The organism is Enterobacter sp. BWH52 (assembly GCF_001037565.1).
Taxonomy (GTDB): Bacteria; Pseudomonadota; Gammaproteobacteria; order Enterobacterales; family Enterobacteriaceae; genus Enterobacter; species Enterobacter hormaechei_C.
Genome location: NZ_KQ089854.1, coordinates 3093263 through 3109026, shown reverse-complemented (window position 1 = coordinate 3109026; position 15764 = coordinate 3093263). Strand labels below are relative to the sequence as shown.

Below are 15764 nucleotides of genomic sequence, written 5' to 3'. Positions count from 1 at the left end.
GAGTACGGGTACGGGTGTCTTTTTTCTGATTATGTGAACCACCTTGTAGCGGTTCCGTTGCGTGATTGTTAAAACAATAACCTTTCATTTCCCTTTCACTGCGACACCAACTTTACAGGATGTGATATGCGTCTCTTACTGGCGGAAGATAATCGTGAGCTGGCTCACTGGCTGGAAAAAGCGCTGGTACAAAACGGATTTGCCGTGGATTGCGTCAACGATGGACGGGCGGCCGATCATCTTTTGCAGGGAGAAAACTATGCCGTCGCGATCCTTGATATCGGCATGCCCGGTTTCGACGGGCTGGAGGTGGTGCATCGGCTGAGAAAGCGCGGGCAGACGTTGCCCGTGCTGTTTCTTACCGCCCGCAGCAACGTGGCAGACAGGGTTAAGGGGCTGAATGCCGGGGCGGATGACTACCTGCCGAAACCGTTCGAGCTGGAGGAGCTTGATGCCCGCCTGCGTGCGCTGCTGCGCCGCAGTGAAGGGCGAACCCAGGAGCGCCAGCGGCTGGGAGAGCTGGAGTACGATGATGAAGGCTTTTTTCTGCTGCGCGATGAACCCCTTTCCCTCACGCCGCGCGAACTCTCTTTGCTGAAGGTGCTGATGCACCGTCGGACCCGTCCCGTCTCCCGGCAACAGCTTTTCGACCAGGTGTTCAGCCTGAACGACGACGTCAGCCCCGAGAGCATCGATCTCTATATTCACCGTCTGCGTAAGAAGCTGACCGGCAGCGGCGTGCGGATCACCACCCTCCGGGGGCTGGGCTACGTGCTGGAGTGCGGCGATGAAGTGGGTTAAGCCGCAGTCGCTTTACCTGCAACTTTTGCTTTTTCTGGGTTTGCCGCTGCTGCTGTTATGGGGACTGTCAGCCTTTAACAGCTACGTTAGCGCGCTACAGGCGGCGACGCAGGCCTATGACCGCACGCTGTTATCCTCGGCGCGCACGGTGTCAGAGCGGCTGGTGGTGCACAACGGCAAGCTCCAGGTGAACGTGCCGTGGGTCGTGCTCGACAGCTTCGAGCTGAACATGAACGATCGCCTCTACTACAAGGTCGTGGACCCTGACGGGCGGACGATCTCCGGCTATGACGATCTGCCGAATATGCCCCCCTCCACGTCGCGCACCTCCCACTATCCGGCGCTGGCGTGGTTTTATCATACCGAGTATCGCGGGCAGGCGATCCGCGTGGCGAAGCTGCTCCAGCCGGTTAACGAGGAGAGTGTGTTCGGCATGGCGGAAATCTACGTCGCCGAAACGTTGCAGTCGCGGCGCTATCTGGCCACTCAGCTGCTGTTTTCCTCGCTCGTGTCGCAGGGGCTGCTGGTGCTGCTGACGCTGGTCCTGACCGCGTGGCTGCTGCGTCGCGTGCTGCGCCCGATGCGGCAGCTCTCTTCGCTGATGGTGCGCCGTGAGCCCGGGCTACTGGCCCCGCTGCCGGAGCTGCTGCCCTGGTCGGAAACGCGGCTGCTGATTGTGGCATTTAACCGCTATATCGACAGGTTACGCGGCGTGCTTTCGCGACAGGCGCGCTTTAATGCTGACGCCTCACACCAGCTCAAAACGCCGCTGGCGGTGCTGAAAACCCAGGTATCGGTTGCCCTGACGCGTAACGATCCGGCCCTGTGGCAGGAGAGCTTACGGGCGATGAACGTCACGCTGGATAACACCATCGTGCTGACAGAAAGGCTGTTGCAGCTTTCAGCGGTGAAGCGAAAAGAGCAGGGGGAGCGACAGTTTGCCCCTGTCGATCTGGTGCAGGTGGTGCAAAACTGCTGCTTTTCCCGGCTGGCGCAGGCGCGCAGCAAGGGTATCGATCTCGGTTATGACGGCGTACAGCAGCCTGTAATGATTGAGGGTGATGACGTGCTGCTGGGTGAACTCTGCGCCAACCTGCTGGAGAACGCGATCAAATACACGCCGGAGCAGGGCATCGTGACGGTGTACCTGCGCACGGCTAACGATGCCGTTGAGCTGAGCGTGGAGGACAGCGGACCGGGTATTGCTGAAGACCAGATCTCCCAGGCCATGCTGCCGTTTCATCGTCTGGAAAACGTGGGTGATGCCGCCGGGTCCGGCATTGGCCTGGCGCTGGCTAACGATATTGCCCGCCTGCACCGCAGCCATCTTCAGCTGATGCCCAGTGAAAATCTGGGTGGGCTGAGCGTGAAAATGCGCTTTCTGATGCTGATATAAATGCCGATATTATCAAATCGTTACAAACTAATTGCCTGCCGCACGCGGAGTCCATTGATCACACAGGCAGGCAGGTTAAAATCTCGCGGTTTTTGGACATCTCTGAATAAATTGTGCGGGATCACGACAATGAAAAAAGTGGCATTAATGGGCTTAAGCGGCCTGATGTTTGTTTCAGCAGCGGCAAACGCAATTTCCTTCAACGGCTCGGCGGGACAAGATTATACCCATCTGGGCTTCGGTCTTGGCACGGACAGCGCAGGCCTGGCAATGACCGGCGGCTGGACGCATAACGACGACGACGGCGATGCGGCAAGCCTGGGCCTCGGCTTCAACGTGCCGTTGGGTCCCTTCCTGGCGACCGTCGGGGGTAAAGGCATTTACACCAACCCGAACGACGGCGACGAAGGCTACGCGGCGGCAGTGGGCGGCGGCTTGCAGTGGAAAATTGGCGACAGCTTTGGCCTGTTCGGTGAGTACTACTACTCCCCGGATTCCCTCTCCAGCGGCATCGACAGCTATCAGGAAGCTAACGCCGGCGCGCGCTGGACCATCATGCGTCCAATCACCATCGAAGCGGGTTATCGCTATCTGAACCTGGCCGGTAAAGACGGCAACCGCGACAACGCCCTGGCAGACGGCCCGTACGTTGGCGTTAGCGCCGGTTTCTAATCCTCTCGGCGCGGCGTTCAGTCGCGCCAGTTTCTCTCTTCCCCCGGTCTTTGATTGCGCTATAGTGTTTTGACCATTGAAATGGGAGAACACAATGATAAACGTGGAAATGTTATCCACTGGCGACGAAGTGCTTCATGGGCAAATCATTGATACCAATGCCGCCTGGCTCGCCGATCTCTTCTTTGAGCAAGGATTACCGTTAACGCGCCGCAACACCGTAGGTGACAACCTTGAGTCGCTGGTCAACGTTCTGCGCGAGCGCAGCGAACGCTGCGACGTGCTGATTGTGAACGGCGGGCTGGGACCTACCAGCGACGATCTCAGCGCGCTGGCCGCCGCCACGGCCAAAGGCGAAGGCCTGGTCCTGCATGAGGCGTGGCTGGCGCAGATGGAGCGCTTTTTCTCCGGGCGTGGCCGCGTGATGGCCCCCAGCAACCGCAAGCAGGCTGAAATTCCCGCCAGCGCGGAACTGATTGATAACCCAGTCGGCACCGCCTGCGGGTTTGCCGTTCAGTTGAACCGCTGCCTGATGTTCTTCACTCCGGGCGTGCCGTCGGAATTTAAAGTGATGGTCGAGCAGCAGATCCTGCCGCGCCTGCGCGCGCGCTTTACGCTGCCTGAACCGCCGCTGTGCCTGCGTCTGACCACCTTTGGTCGCTCGGAAAGCGATCTGGCTCAGAGCCTCGATCACCTGCAACTGCCTCCCGGCGTGTCGATGGGCTATCGCTCCTCCATGCCGATTATTGAACTGAAGCTGACCGGACCGGCGTCAGAGAAAGCCGCTATGCTGGCACTGTGGCCGGAAGTGCGGCGCGTCGCCGGGGAAAGCCTGATTTTCGAAGGCACGGAAGGGCTGCCGGCGCAGATCGCAGCGCATTTGCAGTCCCGCCAGCTGAGCGTGACGTTAAGCGAGCAGTTTACCGGTGGGCTTCTGGCGCTTCAGCTTACCCGGGCGGGTGCGCCGCTGCTGGCCAGTGAAGTGGTGCCGTTCCAGCAGGAGACGCTGGCGCAGACGGCGCGCTGGGCATCCGAGCGCAGAGTGAAGCATTTCGCCGGACTGGCGCTGTTTGTGGGCGGGCTGGATGAGGAGCACCTCAACTTTGCCCTGGCAACGCCGGAAGGAACGCACGCCCTGCGCGTCAGGATGAGCATTACCCGCCACAGCCTGGCCGTACGTCAGGAGGTGTGCGCGATGATGGCGCTGAACATGCTGCGCCGCTGGCTGAACGGGAAAGAGGTCGCCAGTGAGCACGGCTGGATCAACGTCGTGGAATCGCTATTCGTAGAGTGAGAGTGTGCCGGGGCAGTGTCCCCGGCAACGGTTACGCCAGCGCTTTTGCCAGCAAGGTAATGGGATGTTCACAGCGTTTGCTGGTGGACATCTCGATCTGCCACTTGCAGGTTTCACAGTCCGTCACCACGATATCTGCGCCGCTCTCTTCAATCTGCCGGAACAGCGGCGCGCCAATGGCCTGTGACGTTGGGTAGTTTTCACGCTTGAATCCGTAGGTGCCAGCGATGCCGCAGCAGCGTGAGTCCAGCACCGTCAGCTCCAGCCCCGGGATCAGCCGCAGCAGATCCAGCGTATAGATCGACCAGCCCATCTTCTCCATATGACATGGCGTGTGATATACCACCTTCAGCGGCAATTTGCCCAGCGGTAACGTCTGCCCGCTGTCCAGCTTGCGCCAGAGAAAACGGGTCGCCAGCTCAATGTGCTCGCGCAGGCCGGTGTTATCCACATCCAGCAGATGCGGATATTCATCGCGCAGCGTGAAGGTACAGGTTGACGACGTCGCCAGTACCGGTATCCCTTTGTCGACGATCGCCTCACGTAAAGAGGTGACGTTGCTGCTCGCCTGCTTGCGCGCTTTGTCGATGAAACCGTTGGCAATCAGCGGAACGCCGCAGCACTTTTCTTTGCTCAGCAGCTGAACGCCCGTCCCCATGGCGTTCAGCACTTTCAGCAGGTCTTTTCCCAGCTGCGGATGGTTGTAGTTCACGTAGCAGCCGTGGAAGAAGGCGACCTGCTCAGCGAACTGCGCCTGTTCTGCCGCCACGGATTTATACCAGCGGCGGAAGGTACCGTGAGAATATTTCGGCAGACTGCGGTGATGGTCGATTTTGAGCGTCGCATCCAGCAGCCTGCGCACCGGCTTCAGGGCGGTGGCGGCATTGACGACCGGTGCGAAAGGCGTCGAGAGGCTGCCCATTAGATCGGTGTGGCTCAGTATCGCGTCACGCAGCGTCGGTTTTTTCGTACTGTAGCGGGCGCGGGCGCGCTGGATGATATCGCCTATTTTCACGTCCGACGGGCAGGCAACTTCGCAGCGTTTGCAGTTGATGCAGTATTTCAGCGCCTCGTCGTAGAGCGCGCCATCCTTCAGGCGCAGACGCTCCCCGTCGGGACCGGCCTGTTTCGGGCCGGGATAGCGCGGATCGACGCCGCTGACCGGGCAAACCGTGGTGCAGACCGTGCATTTGATACAGCTTTCAAATCGGGTGTCGTTCATTGTGCTCTCTCCCTGCGCTGGATAATCTGCTCCGCGACATGCAGCGCGGTGACGGCGCAGACGCCGCCACCGCAGCCCTGCGCCACGGGATCGTACCCGCCCAGAACCGAGCCGATGGCGTAAAGATTTTCAACCGGTTCCCCGCCCAGCCGCGGGCGCAGTTGGCTGTCGACGATCACGCCGAACTGCTGCCAGGGCTGCGGGGTGAAGAAATCGCTTTGATACCAGTCCGCGCGGGAAGCGCTTTGCCGGACATCCAGCCCGAGTATTGCCTCACGCACGCCATCCCGGCTGCTTAGCAGACCGTTACTGAAGAAACTGCCGCTTGCCAGCACCGTATAGCGTGCGCGAAGCGGGATGTCGCCGTGGTTGCGGGTCCAGATATCGCTTACCGCGCCCTCAGCCAGGGTGATTTTTTTCACTTCGTCGCCTGCCATCCAGACGCCACCCTGGGCGACAAACTGACGCTGAAGCTGGGTATGCAGACGAATGCCGGGCACGGAAGGGGGGAGCGTCGGCAGTAAACCGAGCGTACAGGGCAGGCGCGCCGAGAGCCAGCGCCAGAGCCGGTTGTCCGTTAAGCCAAAACAGGCGGGCATAAACAGGGCGTCGCAGGTCTCGCCGAGCGGTTGAAGCGCCGCGTACAGCTGCGGCCAGTAACTTTCATTATCCAGCAGGCGGGCAATGTTCACCGCACGAAACTCGCTGGGGTTTTCGCGCAGCACGTCGAGTTCGGGGAGATCAATCTCCGCTGTATCCACCTGAACACCCTGCTGTCTGAGAGACGCGGCGGCCAGATGTGGCTGGAAATCAAGGAAACCGCTGATCCCCACCACCCGCACGCGCTCGGCAGCGATGGGAGCGACAGGCACCTCTTCTGGGCTAAGCCAGGCGGCGCGCAGGGTGCCGAGTGGCGTGACGCGCTGATGGTTTTGCTCGGCGTCACCCTGCATGCGTGCGCCGCAGGCAGTGAGCAGGTGTTCGGTTTCGCAGGCAAAGCGGGCCATATTCTCTGCGCCCGTCAGGCGGTAGGGATGTTCAGGCGGCAGATCGGCGAACGATAGCGCGCCCAGTAAATCCAGCGAGCCGGAGGAGAAGTGCAGAGCACTCTGACCGCGAGTGACAATGGCGCAGCGCAGACCCCGCTGCGTCAGTTTGAGGCCGCACAGCAGGCCCGCCAGCCCCCCACCCACAATCACGGTATCAAATTTCATGGTTGTGCTCCTTCTCCAGACCGCAAAGCCCCTGATAGACCCAGCGGGTAAATTCGCTTTCGCGCAGGGCATCGCCCCAGGCGACGGGCTGAATGCCTTTCCAGCGCTCGTTTAAAAAATCGCTGAGTTGGGCAAGCGACTGGGTTGACGTGGTGGCGTGAAAACGTTGCAGCAGCCCGGCGGCACGGCAGGCGCACAGCTCCCCCTGACAGGTGCCCATCCCGACGCGCGTGCGGCGGCGTAAATCGAGCAGGTTGTTCACCGTCAGGTTTTCCACGGCATACTGCACCTCGCCTGCGGTCACGGCTTCGCATTCGCACACCAGGCTGCGGCTGAGTCGCCCTTCACCGAGCCAGGTCGGGGTGCGGTCGCCGTGGCGGTAAATCGCCGAACCGCGAAGCGGGGCAGGGAGTGAAATGATTTTGTGCAGCGTTTTTTCTGTCGATTGCTGCGAGCCGGGCAGGGCCTGTTCCGCCGTCACGCACGGCGCGGTGTTGCCGAGCTTACGGCAGACGGCATCGGTGGCCCACTGGGCCATCAGCCGGTAGGTCATCAGCTTGCCGCCGGTAATGGTGATAAATCCGTCCATGCCGTCACGTTCGGCGTGATCGAGCAGTACGATGCCGCGGCTGACGTTACGCCCGCTCGGATCGTTATCGCTGGCGACGAGGGGACGCACGCCCGCGTAGGCACGCAGAATACGCGTCTGCGCCATCACCGGGGCCAGCTTTTCCCCTTCGCGCAGCAGGATATCCACCTCTTCAGCGGTGACGCGGTTGTAATCAATTTCGCTGTAGTCCACATGCATTGAGGTCGTGCCGATTAACGAAATGGTGTCCCCCGGCACGAGGATATCGGCGTCAGACGGTTTACGGCAGCGGTTGATGACATGGTTATTGATGCGGTGGTCGAGGATCAGCAGCGAGCCTTTCGCCGGGAACATGCGCACCGACAGGTCCGCGTATTCCGCGATGCGCTGGCCCCAGATCCCCGCCGCGTTGACCACGACGGCGGCATACAGCTCGCGGTGTTCGTTGTACTGCGCATCAAACACGCGCACTCCGCGCACGGTATTCCCTTCGCGAATAAGCCCGGTGACGTGATGCCCGGTCAGGATCTGGGCGCCATGTTCCCGCGCGTCGAGCATATTGGCGGCGGTCAGGCGGAAAGGATCAACGGTTCCGTCCGGTACTTTTACCGCGCCCAGTAACGCCGGGTTTACCGAGGGTTCAAGACGGCGCGCCTGCGCAGGATCGATCGCCTCGGCCTGAATGCCTGCCGCCGTGCAGGCGGTGATAAAGGTTTGCTGAAAGCCGAGGTCGTCTTCTGGAAGGGTGATAAAAAGACCGTTGGTCGGTTCAACGCAGTGGCGGGCGATGCGCCTGAGGATCTGGTTTTCAGCGATACACTCGCGCGCTGACTCAGCGTCAGTGACCGCATAGCGGGCGCCGCTGTGCAACAGACCGTGGTTACGTCCCGTCGCGCCGGTGGCGATATCGTGGCGTTCCAGAAGCGTGACGCTCAATCCCCGCAGGGCGCAGTCGCGTGCGATGCCGGCACCCGTCGCGCCACCGCCAATGATAATCACATCGCTGAAGCGTGGATCGTGAATTGTCATTGCCTTTCCTCTATGTTCGTTTTTTTGCATTTAGCCACATTGATCGTGTGGTTTGTTTGATTTCGAACATAAACGCGCGAAATTCGAAAGTGAAACGTGATTTCATGCGCTTTTTTGCGCATTCTGTCATATTTCTGTAACAATCTGTGCGTTGATTCACAGTAACATTCACCGTGATTTCTTAACATCGCCGCCTCTGTAGCCGGGCGCGAGATGCCCGGTCATTTTTTGAAAGGCCACGGAGGCTGTTATGCTCAGTATCTTTAAACCTGCGCCACATCGGGCGCGACTGCCAGAGGCAGAGATTGATCCTCTCTACCGCCGTCTGCGTTGGCAAATCTTCCTCGGGATCTTCTTCGGGTATGCGGCGTACTATCTGGTACGTAAAAACTTTGCGCTCGCCATGCCGTACCTGGTGGAGCAGGGCTTCTCTCGCGGCGATCTGGGATTTGCGCTGTCGGGGATCTCCATCGCGTACGGTTTTTCAAAGTTCATTATGGGGTCGGTGTCGGATCGTTCGAATCCGCGCGTGTTCCTGCCCGCCGGTCTGATCCTCGCGGCAGCGGTGATGCTGTTCATGGGCTTTGTGCCGTGGGCGACCTCAAGCATTGCCATCATGTTCGTGCTGCTGTTCCTCTGCGGCTGGTTCCAGGGGATGGGATGGCCGCCATGCGGACGCACCATGGTTCACTGGTGGTCACAGAAAGAGCGTGGTGGAATTGTATCGGTCTGGAACTGTGCGCATAACGTCGGGGGCGGGCTTCCGCCGCTGCTGTTCCTGCTGGGGATGGCCTGGTTCAACGACTGGCACGCGGCGCTCTATATGCCTGCCTTTGGCGCCATTCTGGTGGCGATTATCGCCTTCGCTCTGATGCGCGACACCCCACAGTCCTGCGGCCTGCCGCCGATTGAAGAGTACAAAAATGACTATCCGGATGATTACAGCGAGAAGCACGAAGAAGAGCTGACCGCGAAGCAAATCTTCATGAAGTACGTGCTGCCGAACAAGCTGCTGTGGTACATCGCGGTGGCGAACGTGTTTGTCTACCTGCTGCGTTACGGCATCCTCGACTGGTCCCCGACTTACCTGAAAGAGGTGAAGCATTTCGCGCTGGATAAATCTTCCTGGGCCTATTTCCTGTATGAATACGCGGGCATTCCCGGCACGCTGATCTGCGGCTGGATGTCGGACAAAGTGTTTAAGGGCAACCGTGGGGCAACGGGCGTGTTCTTTATGACGCTGGTGACCATCGCGACGGTCGTTTACTGGCTTAACCCGCCGGGTAATCCGGGTGTGGATATGGCCTGTATGATCGTCATCGGCTTCCTGATTTATGGTCCGGTTATGCTGATCGGCCTGCACGCGCTGGAGCTGGCGCCGAAGAAAGCGGCAGGCACGGCGGCGGGCTTTACCGGCCTGTTCGGCTACCTCGGCGGTTCGGTCGCGGCGAGCGCCATCGTGGGCTATACCGTTGACTTCTTCGGCTGGGACGGCGGCTTTATGGTGATGATCGGCGGCAGCGTGCTGGCGGTGCTGCTGCTGGTTGTTGTGATGATCGGTGAAAAACGTCACCACGCGGAAGTGCTGGCGCGTCGTCAATAAGGAGCTTTGCGATGAAATTAACTCAGTTAGCAACCGGCCTGCTGCTGGCGGGCCTGATGACAGGCTCCGCGCTGGCGGCGGATAAAATCGTTATTGCCCACCGAGGTGCGAGCGGCTATCTGCCAGAGCATACGCTGCCGGCAAAAGCGATGGCCTATGCGCAGGGGGCGGATTACCTGGAGCAGGATCTGGTGATGACGAAGGACGACCAGCTGGTCGTCCTGCACGACCATTATCTTGACCGCGTGACGGACGTAGCAGAGCGTTTCCCGGATCGCGCCCGCAAAGATGGCCGCTTCTACGCCATTGACTTCACGCTGGCGGAGATCCGCTCCCTGAAGTTCACCGAAGGCTTCGAGATTGAAAACGGCAAGAAGGTGCAGGTCTATCCGGGACGTTTCCCGATGGGCAAATCTGACTTTCGGATCCATACCTTCCAGGAAGAGATTGAGTTTGTTCAGGGACTGAACCACTCCACCGGTAAAAACATCGGCATCTACCCGGAAATCAAAGCCCCATGGTTCCACCATCAGGAAGGGAAAGACATTGCCGCGAAGACGCTGGAGGTGCTCAAACAGTACGGCTACACCAGCAAGCAGGACAAAGTCTACCTGCAGTGTTTTGACGCCGCCGAGCTGAAGCGCATCAAAACCGAGCTGGAGCCGAAGATGGGGATGGATCTCAATCTGGTGCAGCTGATTGCCTATACCGACTGGAATGAAACCCAGGAGAAGCAGCCGGACGGGAAGTGGGTGAACTACAGCTACGACTGGATGTTTAAGCCGGGCGCGATGAAGCAGATTGCGCAGTACGCCGACGGCATCGGGCCGGATTACCACATGCTGGTGGCGGAAGGCGCAACGCCGGGTCACGTGAAGCTAACGGCGATGGTGAAAGAGGCGCACGCCAGCAAGATGCAGGTGCATCCGTACACGGTGCGTGCCGATCAGCTGCCGCCATATGCCACCGATGTGAATCAGCTTTACGAGGTGTTGTATAAGCAGGCGGACGTGGACGGGCTGTTTACGGATTTCCCGGATAAAGCGGTGACGTTCTTAAAATAGAAAAAGGGCCGTAAGGCCCTTTTTTACATCTCGATCTCAATATCGCCTTTTGCCCGGCAGCAGCAGGGCAAAATTTCCCCTTCACTGATAAAGGCCAGCGGTTCGGTCAGCCAGTCCACCTGGCCTGCGACCAGACGGCAGCGGCAGGAGCCGCAATAGCCTTCACGACACTGGTACTCTACCTCCACCTGATGCGCTTCAAGCGCCACCAGCAGGGAAGGGTGCTCTTCCTGGCACAGCACTTCGGTGCCAGAAAGGCTCAGCGTTACGCGCGTCATCAGAGCTGGAAGTCGCTCAGGTCGTCGGTGTTGACTTCAGAATCAATCTGACCGACCAGATAAGAACTCACTTCCACTTCCTGCGGCGCAACCTGCACGTTATCGGACACCAGCCAGGTATTGATCCACGGAATTGGGTTAGAGCGCGTCTGGAATGGCAGATCGAGACCCACAGCCTGCATGCGGATGTTAGTGATGTACTCAACGTACTGGCACAGAATGTCTTTGTTCAGGCCAATCATGGAGCCGTCGCGGAACAGGTAGTCTGCCCACTCTTTCTCCTGCTGGGCGGCCTGCAAGAACAGGTCGTAGCACTCCTGTTTGCACTCTTCGGCGATTTCCGCCATCTCCGGGTCGTCCGCACCGCTGCGCAGCAGGTTTAGCATATGCTGGGTGCCGGTCAGGTGCAGGGCTTCGTCACGGGCGATCAGACGGATAATTTTGGCGTTACCTTCCATCAGCTTGCGCTCGGCAAACGCGAAGGAGCAGGCGAAGCTCACGTAGAAGCGGATTGCTTCCAGCGCGTTGACGCTCATCAGGCACAGATAGAGCTGCTTTTTCAGGGCCCGCAGGTTTACGGTAACGGTTTTGCCGTTCACGTTATGCGTGCCTTCGCCCAGCAGATGCCAGTAGCTGGTCATCTCGATCAGCTCGTCGTAGTAGTGCGCAATGCCTTCGGCGCGCTTCTGGATCTGTTCGTTGGTGACGATATCGTCAAACACCACCGCCGGATCGTTCACAATGTTGCGGATGATGTGGGTGTAAGAGCGGGAGTGGATCGTCTCGGAGAACGCCCAGGTTTCTACCCAGGTTTCCAGCTCAGGAATCGAGATTAGCGGCAGCAGCGCCACGTTCGGACTACGTCCCTGAATGGAGTCCAGCAGCGTCTGGTACTTCAGGTTGCTGAGGAAGATGTGCTTTTCGTGTTCCGGCAGCGCCTGGAAATCGATACGGTCGCGGGAAACGTCAACTTCTTCCGGACGCCAGAAGAAGGAGAGTTGCTTTTCAATCAGCTTTTCGAAGATGTCATATTTTTGCTGATCGTAGCGTGCCACGTTGACCGGCTGGCCGAAGAACATCGGCTCTTTGAGCTGGTCGTTTTTCGTCTGTGAAAAGGTGGTATATGCCATTGCGGTGAGTCCTGTGGTGTTATTTCCCCTCACCCCGGCCCTCTCCCACAGGGAGAGGGGGAAAGAGTTCCCTCTTCCTGTGGGAGAGGGTTAGGGTGAGGGAATTTATTAGATCTTACATGCGCCGCTTTCGCAGCCATCGTCCTGAATTGACGGCGCCAGGTCGTCCTGGGCGTCTTCCGCACCATCACGGGTGTTGTGATAGTACAGCGTTTTCACGCCAAATTTGTAGGCTGTCAGCAGGTCCTTCAACAGCTGCTGCATCGGTACCTTGCCGGACGGGAAGCGCGTCGGGTCGTAGTTGGTATTGGCAGAGATCGACTGGTCGATAAACTTCTGCATGATACCCACCAGTTGGAGGTAGCCGTCGTTGTTTGGCATTTCCCACAGCAGCTCGTAGTTGTCACCCAGCGTTTCGTAATCCGGTACCACCTGACGCAGCACGCCGTCTTTCGACGCTTTAATGCTGACGTGCCCGCGCGGTGGCTCAATACCGTTAGTGGCGTTGGAGATCTGCGAAGAGGTCTCGGACGGCATCAGGGCAGAGAGCGTGGAGTTACGCAGGCCGTGAGTTTTAATGGACTCGCGCAGGCCTTCCCAGTCGAGGTGCAGCGGCTCGCTGACGATCGCATCCAGGTCTTTTTTATAGGTGTCGATCGGCAGAATGCCTTTCGCGTAAGTGGTTTCGTTGAACCACGGGCACGCGCCTTGCTCTTTCGCCAGCTCGTTAGAGGCTTTCATCAGGTAGTACTGGATCGCTTCGAACGTCTGGTGCGTCAGATTGTTGGCGCTGCCGTCGGAGTAACGCTTGCCGTTTTTCGCCAGCCAGTAGGCGAAGTTGATTACGCCGATACCTAAAGTGCGACGGCCCATTGCGCCGCGTTTTGCCGCCGGGATTGGGTAATCCTGGTAGTCCAGCAGGGCGTCGAGGGCACGAACAGCCAGCACCGCCAGCTCTTCCAGCTCGTCCAGGCTCTTAATCGCACCCAGGTTGAACGCAGAGAGCGTACACAGCGCGATTTCGCCGTTTTCGTCGTTCACATCGTCCAGCGGTTTGGTCGGCAGGGCGATCTCCAGGCACAGGTTGGACTGGCGCACTGGGGCAACCACCGGATCGAACGGGCTGTGGGTGTTGCAGTGGTCAACGTTCTGGATGTAGATACGGCCGGTAGAAGCACGTTCCTGCATCATCAGGGAGAACAGATCGACCGCCTTCACGCGCTGCTTACGGATGCTGTCGTCTTTTTCATATTTGGTGTACAGACGCTCGAACTCATCCTGATCGGCGAAGAACGCGTCATACAGGCCCGGGACGTCGGATGGGCTGAACAGGGTGATGTCTTCCCCTTTCAGCAGGCGGGTGTACATCAGCTTGTTGATCTGCACGCCGTAGTCCATGTGACGCACGCGGTTGCCTTCCACGCCGCGGTTGTTCTTCAGAACCAGCAGGCTTTCCACTTCCAGGTGCCACATCGGGTAGAACAGGGTCGCAGCGCCACCGCGCACGCCGCCCTGAGAGCAGGATTTTACTGCCGTCTGGAAGTGCTTGTAGAACGGGATACAGCCGGTGTGGAACGCTTCACCGCCGCGGATTGGACTGCCAAGCGCACGGATACGACCGGCGTTGATGCCGATACCGGCACGCTGGGAAACGTATTTCACGATGGCGCTGGAGGTCGCGTTGATGGAATCCAGGCTGTCACCACACTCGATCAGGACGCAGGAGCTGAACTGACGGGTAGGGGTACGCACGCCAGACATGATTGGCGTAGGCAGAGAAATCTTGAACGTAGAGACCGCATCGTAGAAACGCTTCACGTAGTCCAGACGGGTTTCGCGTGGATAATTAGAGAACAGGCAGGCTGCCACCAGAATATAGAGGAACTGGGCGCTTTCGTAGATCTCACCGGTTACACGGTTCTGAACCAGGTATTTGCCTTCGAGCTGCTTCACCGCCGCGTAGGAGAAGTTCATGTCGCGCCAGTGATCGATAAACCCGTTCATCTGCTCGAACTCTTCTTCCGTATAGTCTTCCAGCAGATGCGTGTCGTATTTGCCCAGCTCAACCATTTTCACTACGTGATCGTAAAGCTTCGGCGGCTCGAACTGACCGTAGGCTTTTTTACGCAGGTGGAAAATCGCCAGACGCGCAGCGAGGTACTGATAATCCGGTGCGTCGCGGGAGATCAGATCTGCCGCTGCTTTGATAATGGTTTCGTGGATATCAGACGTTTTGATGCCGTCGTAGAACTGAATGTGAGAACGCAGTTCAACCTGGGAGATAGATACGTTGTTCAGTCCTTCTGCTGCCCAGTCGAGAACTCGATGGATTTTGTCCAGATTGATACGCTCGGTGGTACCGTCGCGCTTTGTCACCAGCAGACTCTGATTCATGTGGGTTTTTACCTGTCCGTGAAATAAAAAATATCCCCCGCTTATCCACAGACCCGTCTTGTGACTAACTCTGTGGATAAATACTACATATAGGGGTTTTGCGATAAGAAGAACGCTATATGGTGAGTATTCTAGTAAGGATTCTTTTCAGTACAAGGGTTGATTTTGACGTTAAATTGAGGTTGTGAAAGGGTAAAAAAGGCTAAGTCCTCGTGCCGTAAGGCCTGGAAGAGATGTCAATAATTAAGAAAAAAAATTCAAAATTTGATCGAGTGCTGATTTCTTCAACGGGAGGTCAGAATTGCGCAACATGATGTCGCGCAATCTTTATAAGAATAACGAATGACGTTAGTCGTTTTTGGCGGTTGTGTGCAACATATAGTTAACATCCACGCCCGGGGCAAGTTTGAATTTATCGGTCAACGGGTTGTAGTGCAGGCCCGTCATGTGCTGCTCCTTAAGCCATGTCTGGTCAACCCAGCCCAGCAGTTCGGCAGGCTTGATGAACTTCTTCACGTCGTGCGTCCCTTTCGGCACCATGCGCAGCACATATTCCGCGCCTACCACGGCCATCAGCCAGGCTTTGCCGTTGCGGTTGATGGTCGAGAAGAAGACCTGTCCACCCGGTTTCACCAGGTTTGCACAGGCGCTGACGACCGACTGCGGATCGGGAACGTGCTCCAGCATCTCCATGCAGGTCACCACGTCATACTGGTGCGCATGTTTTGCCGCGTGCTCTTCCACGGTTTCCTGAACGTATTCTACCTGTATACCGGACTCCAGCGCATGAAGACGCGCAACCTGTAGAGGTTCGAAGCCCATGTCCAGACCGGTGACGGTGGCCCCTTCACGCGCCATACTTTCCGCCAGGATGCCGCCGCCGCAGCCGACGTCGAGCACTTTCTTACCGAACAGACCGCCGGAACGCTCCGCGATATAGCCCAGACGCAGCGGGTTAATACGATGCAGAGGTTTGAACTCACCTTCGAGATCCCACCAGCGGGACGCCACCGCTTCAAATTTGGCAATCTCTTCGTGGTCAACGTTGTGAGCCACCGGGGATTTTTCGGCATTCATG

13 protein-coding genes are annotated in these 15764 nt (G+C 58.3%); 6 read left to right on the top strand and 7 right to left on the bottom strand.

Annotation, left to right across the window (positions count from 1 at the left end; genetic code table 11):
- Window positions 1–126: 126 nt before the first annotated feature.
- The 4 genes from tctD (at window position 127) to SK47_RS14640 (ending at window position 4163) form a co-directional block, all read left to right on the top strand.
- A complete protein-coding gene (tctD, locus tag SK47_RS14655; protein WP_017693014.1) occupies window positions 127–801 on the top strand; it encodes a transcriptional regulator TctD in 675 nt (224 codons plus the stop codon).
- On the top strand, window positions 788–2197 hold the full coding sequence (locus tag SK47_RS14650; protein ID WP_023314574.1) for a sensor histidine kinase: 1410 nt from the start codon (window positions 788–790) through the stop codon (window positions 2195–2197). The genes tctD and SK47_RS14650 overlap by 14 nt, the downstream gene beginning before the upstream one ends.
- Window positions 2198–2326: 129 nt before the next feature.
- Window positions 2327–2869: a YfaZ family outer membrane protein gene (locus SK47_RS14645; protein ID WP_003859436.1), complete on the top strand. Its 543-nt coding sequence runs from the start codon at window positions 2327–2329 to the stop codon at window positions 2867–2869.
- 94 nt (window positions 2870–2963) lie between these two features.
- A complete protein-coding gene (locus SK47_RS14640; protein ID WP_032609731.1) occupies window positions 2964–4163 on the top strand; it encodes a nicotinamide mononucleotide deamidase-related protein YfaY in 1200 nt (399 codons plus the stop codon).
- A gap of 31 nt (window positions 4164–4194) precedes the next feature.
- On the opposite strand, the gene glpC is transcribed toward SK47_RS14640, so the two are convergent.
- Genes glpC through glpA form a run of 3 tightly spaced genes read right to left on the bottom strand, consistent with a single transcriptional unit; the run spans window position 4195 to window position 8217 of the window.
- Window positions 4195–5385, bottom strand: a complete 1191-nt coding sequence (gene glpC / locus SK47_RS14635) for an anaerobic glycerol-3-phosphate dehydrogenase subunit GlpC (protein ID WP_048244570.1) — start codon at window positions 5383–5385, stop codon at window positions 4195–4197.
- Window positions 5382–6599, bottom strand: a complete 1218-nt coding sequence (glpB, locus tag SK47_RS14630) for a glycerol-3-phosphate dehydrogenase subunit GlpB (RefSeq protein ID WP_003859428.1) — start codon at window positions 6597–6599, stop codon at window positions 5382–5384. Before glpB ends, glpC begins: the two co-directional genes overlap by 4 nt.
- Window positions 6589–8217: an anaerobic glycerol-3-phosphate dehydrogenase subunit A gene (gene glpA, locus SK47_RS14625; protein WP_015572285.1), complete on the bottom strand. Its 1629-nt coding sequence runs from the start codon at window positions 8215–8217 to the stop codon at window positions 6589–6591. The genes glpB and glpA overlap by 11 nt, the downstream gene beginning before the upstream one ends.
- A gap of 250 nt (window positions 8218–8467) precedes the next feature.
- On the opposite strand from glpA, the gene glpT reads away from it, so the two are divergent.
- Together glpT and glpQ are read left to right on the top strand one after the other, a co-directional pair.
- Window positions 8468–9820: a glycerol-3-phosphate transporter gene (gene glpT, locus SK47_RS14620; RefSeq protein ID WP_003859423.1), complete on the top strand. Its 1353-nt coding sequence runs from the start codon at window positions 8468–8470 to the stop codon at window positions 9818–9820.
- An 11-nt stretch (window positions 9821–9831) separates the two neighbouring features.
- Complete coding sequence (gene glpQ, locus SK47_RS14615) at window positions 9832–10884, top strand: glycerophosphodiester phosphodiesterase (RefSeq protein WP_048244567.1); 1053 nt, start codon at window positions 9832–9834, stop codon at window positions 10882–10884.
- 23 nt (window positions 10885–10907) lie between these two features.
- Here glpQ and yfaE read toward each other — a convergent pair whose 3' ends face one another.
- The 4 genes from yfaE to ubiG form a co-directional block, all read right to left on the bottom strand.
- Entirely contained in the window at window positions 10908–11162 is a 255-nt protein-coding gene (yfaE, locus tag SK47_RS14610) for a class I ribonucleotide reductase maintenance protein YfaE (protein WP_010433414.1), read from the bottom strand.
- The gene (gene nrdB / locus SK47_RS14605) at window positions 11162–12292 is read right to left on the bottom strand and encodes a class Ia ribonucleoside-diphosphate reductase subunit beta (RefSeq protein WP_023314567.1); all 1131 of its coding nucleotides are present in this window, start codon (window positions 12290–12292) and stop codon (window positions 11162–11164) included. The genes yfaE and nrdB overlap by 1 nt, the downstream gene beginning before the upstream one ends.
- Before the next feature lie 108 nt (window positions 12293–12400).
- Complete coding sequence (gene nrdA, locus SK47_RS14600) at window positions 12401–14686, bottom strand: class 1a ribonucleoside-diphosphate reductase subunit alpha (RefSeq protein WP_003859415.1); 2286 nt, start codon at window positions 14684–14686, stop codon at window positions 12401–12403.
- Between the two features lie 348 nt (window positions 14687–15034).
- Entirely contained in the window at window positions 15035–15763 is a 729-nt protein-coding gene (gene ubiG / locus SK47_RS14595; RefSeq protein ID WP_003859413.1) for a bifunctional 2-polyprenyl-6-hydroxyphenol methylase/3-demethylubiquinol 3-O-methyltransferase UbiG, read from the bottom strand.
- Window position 15764 lies beyond the last annotated feature (1 nt).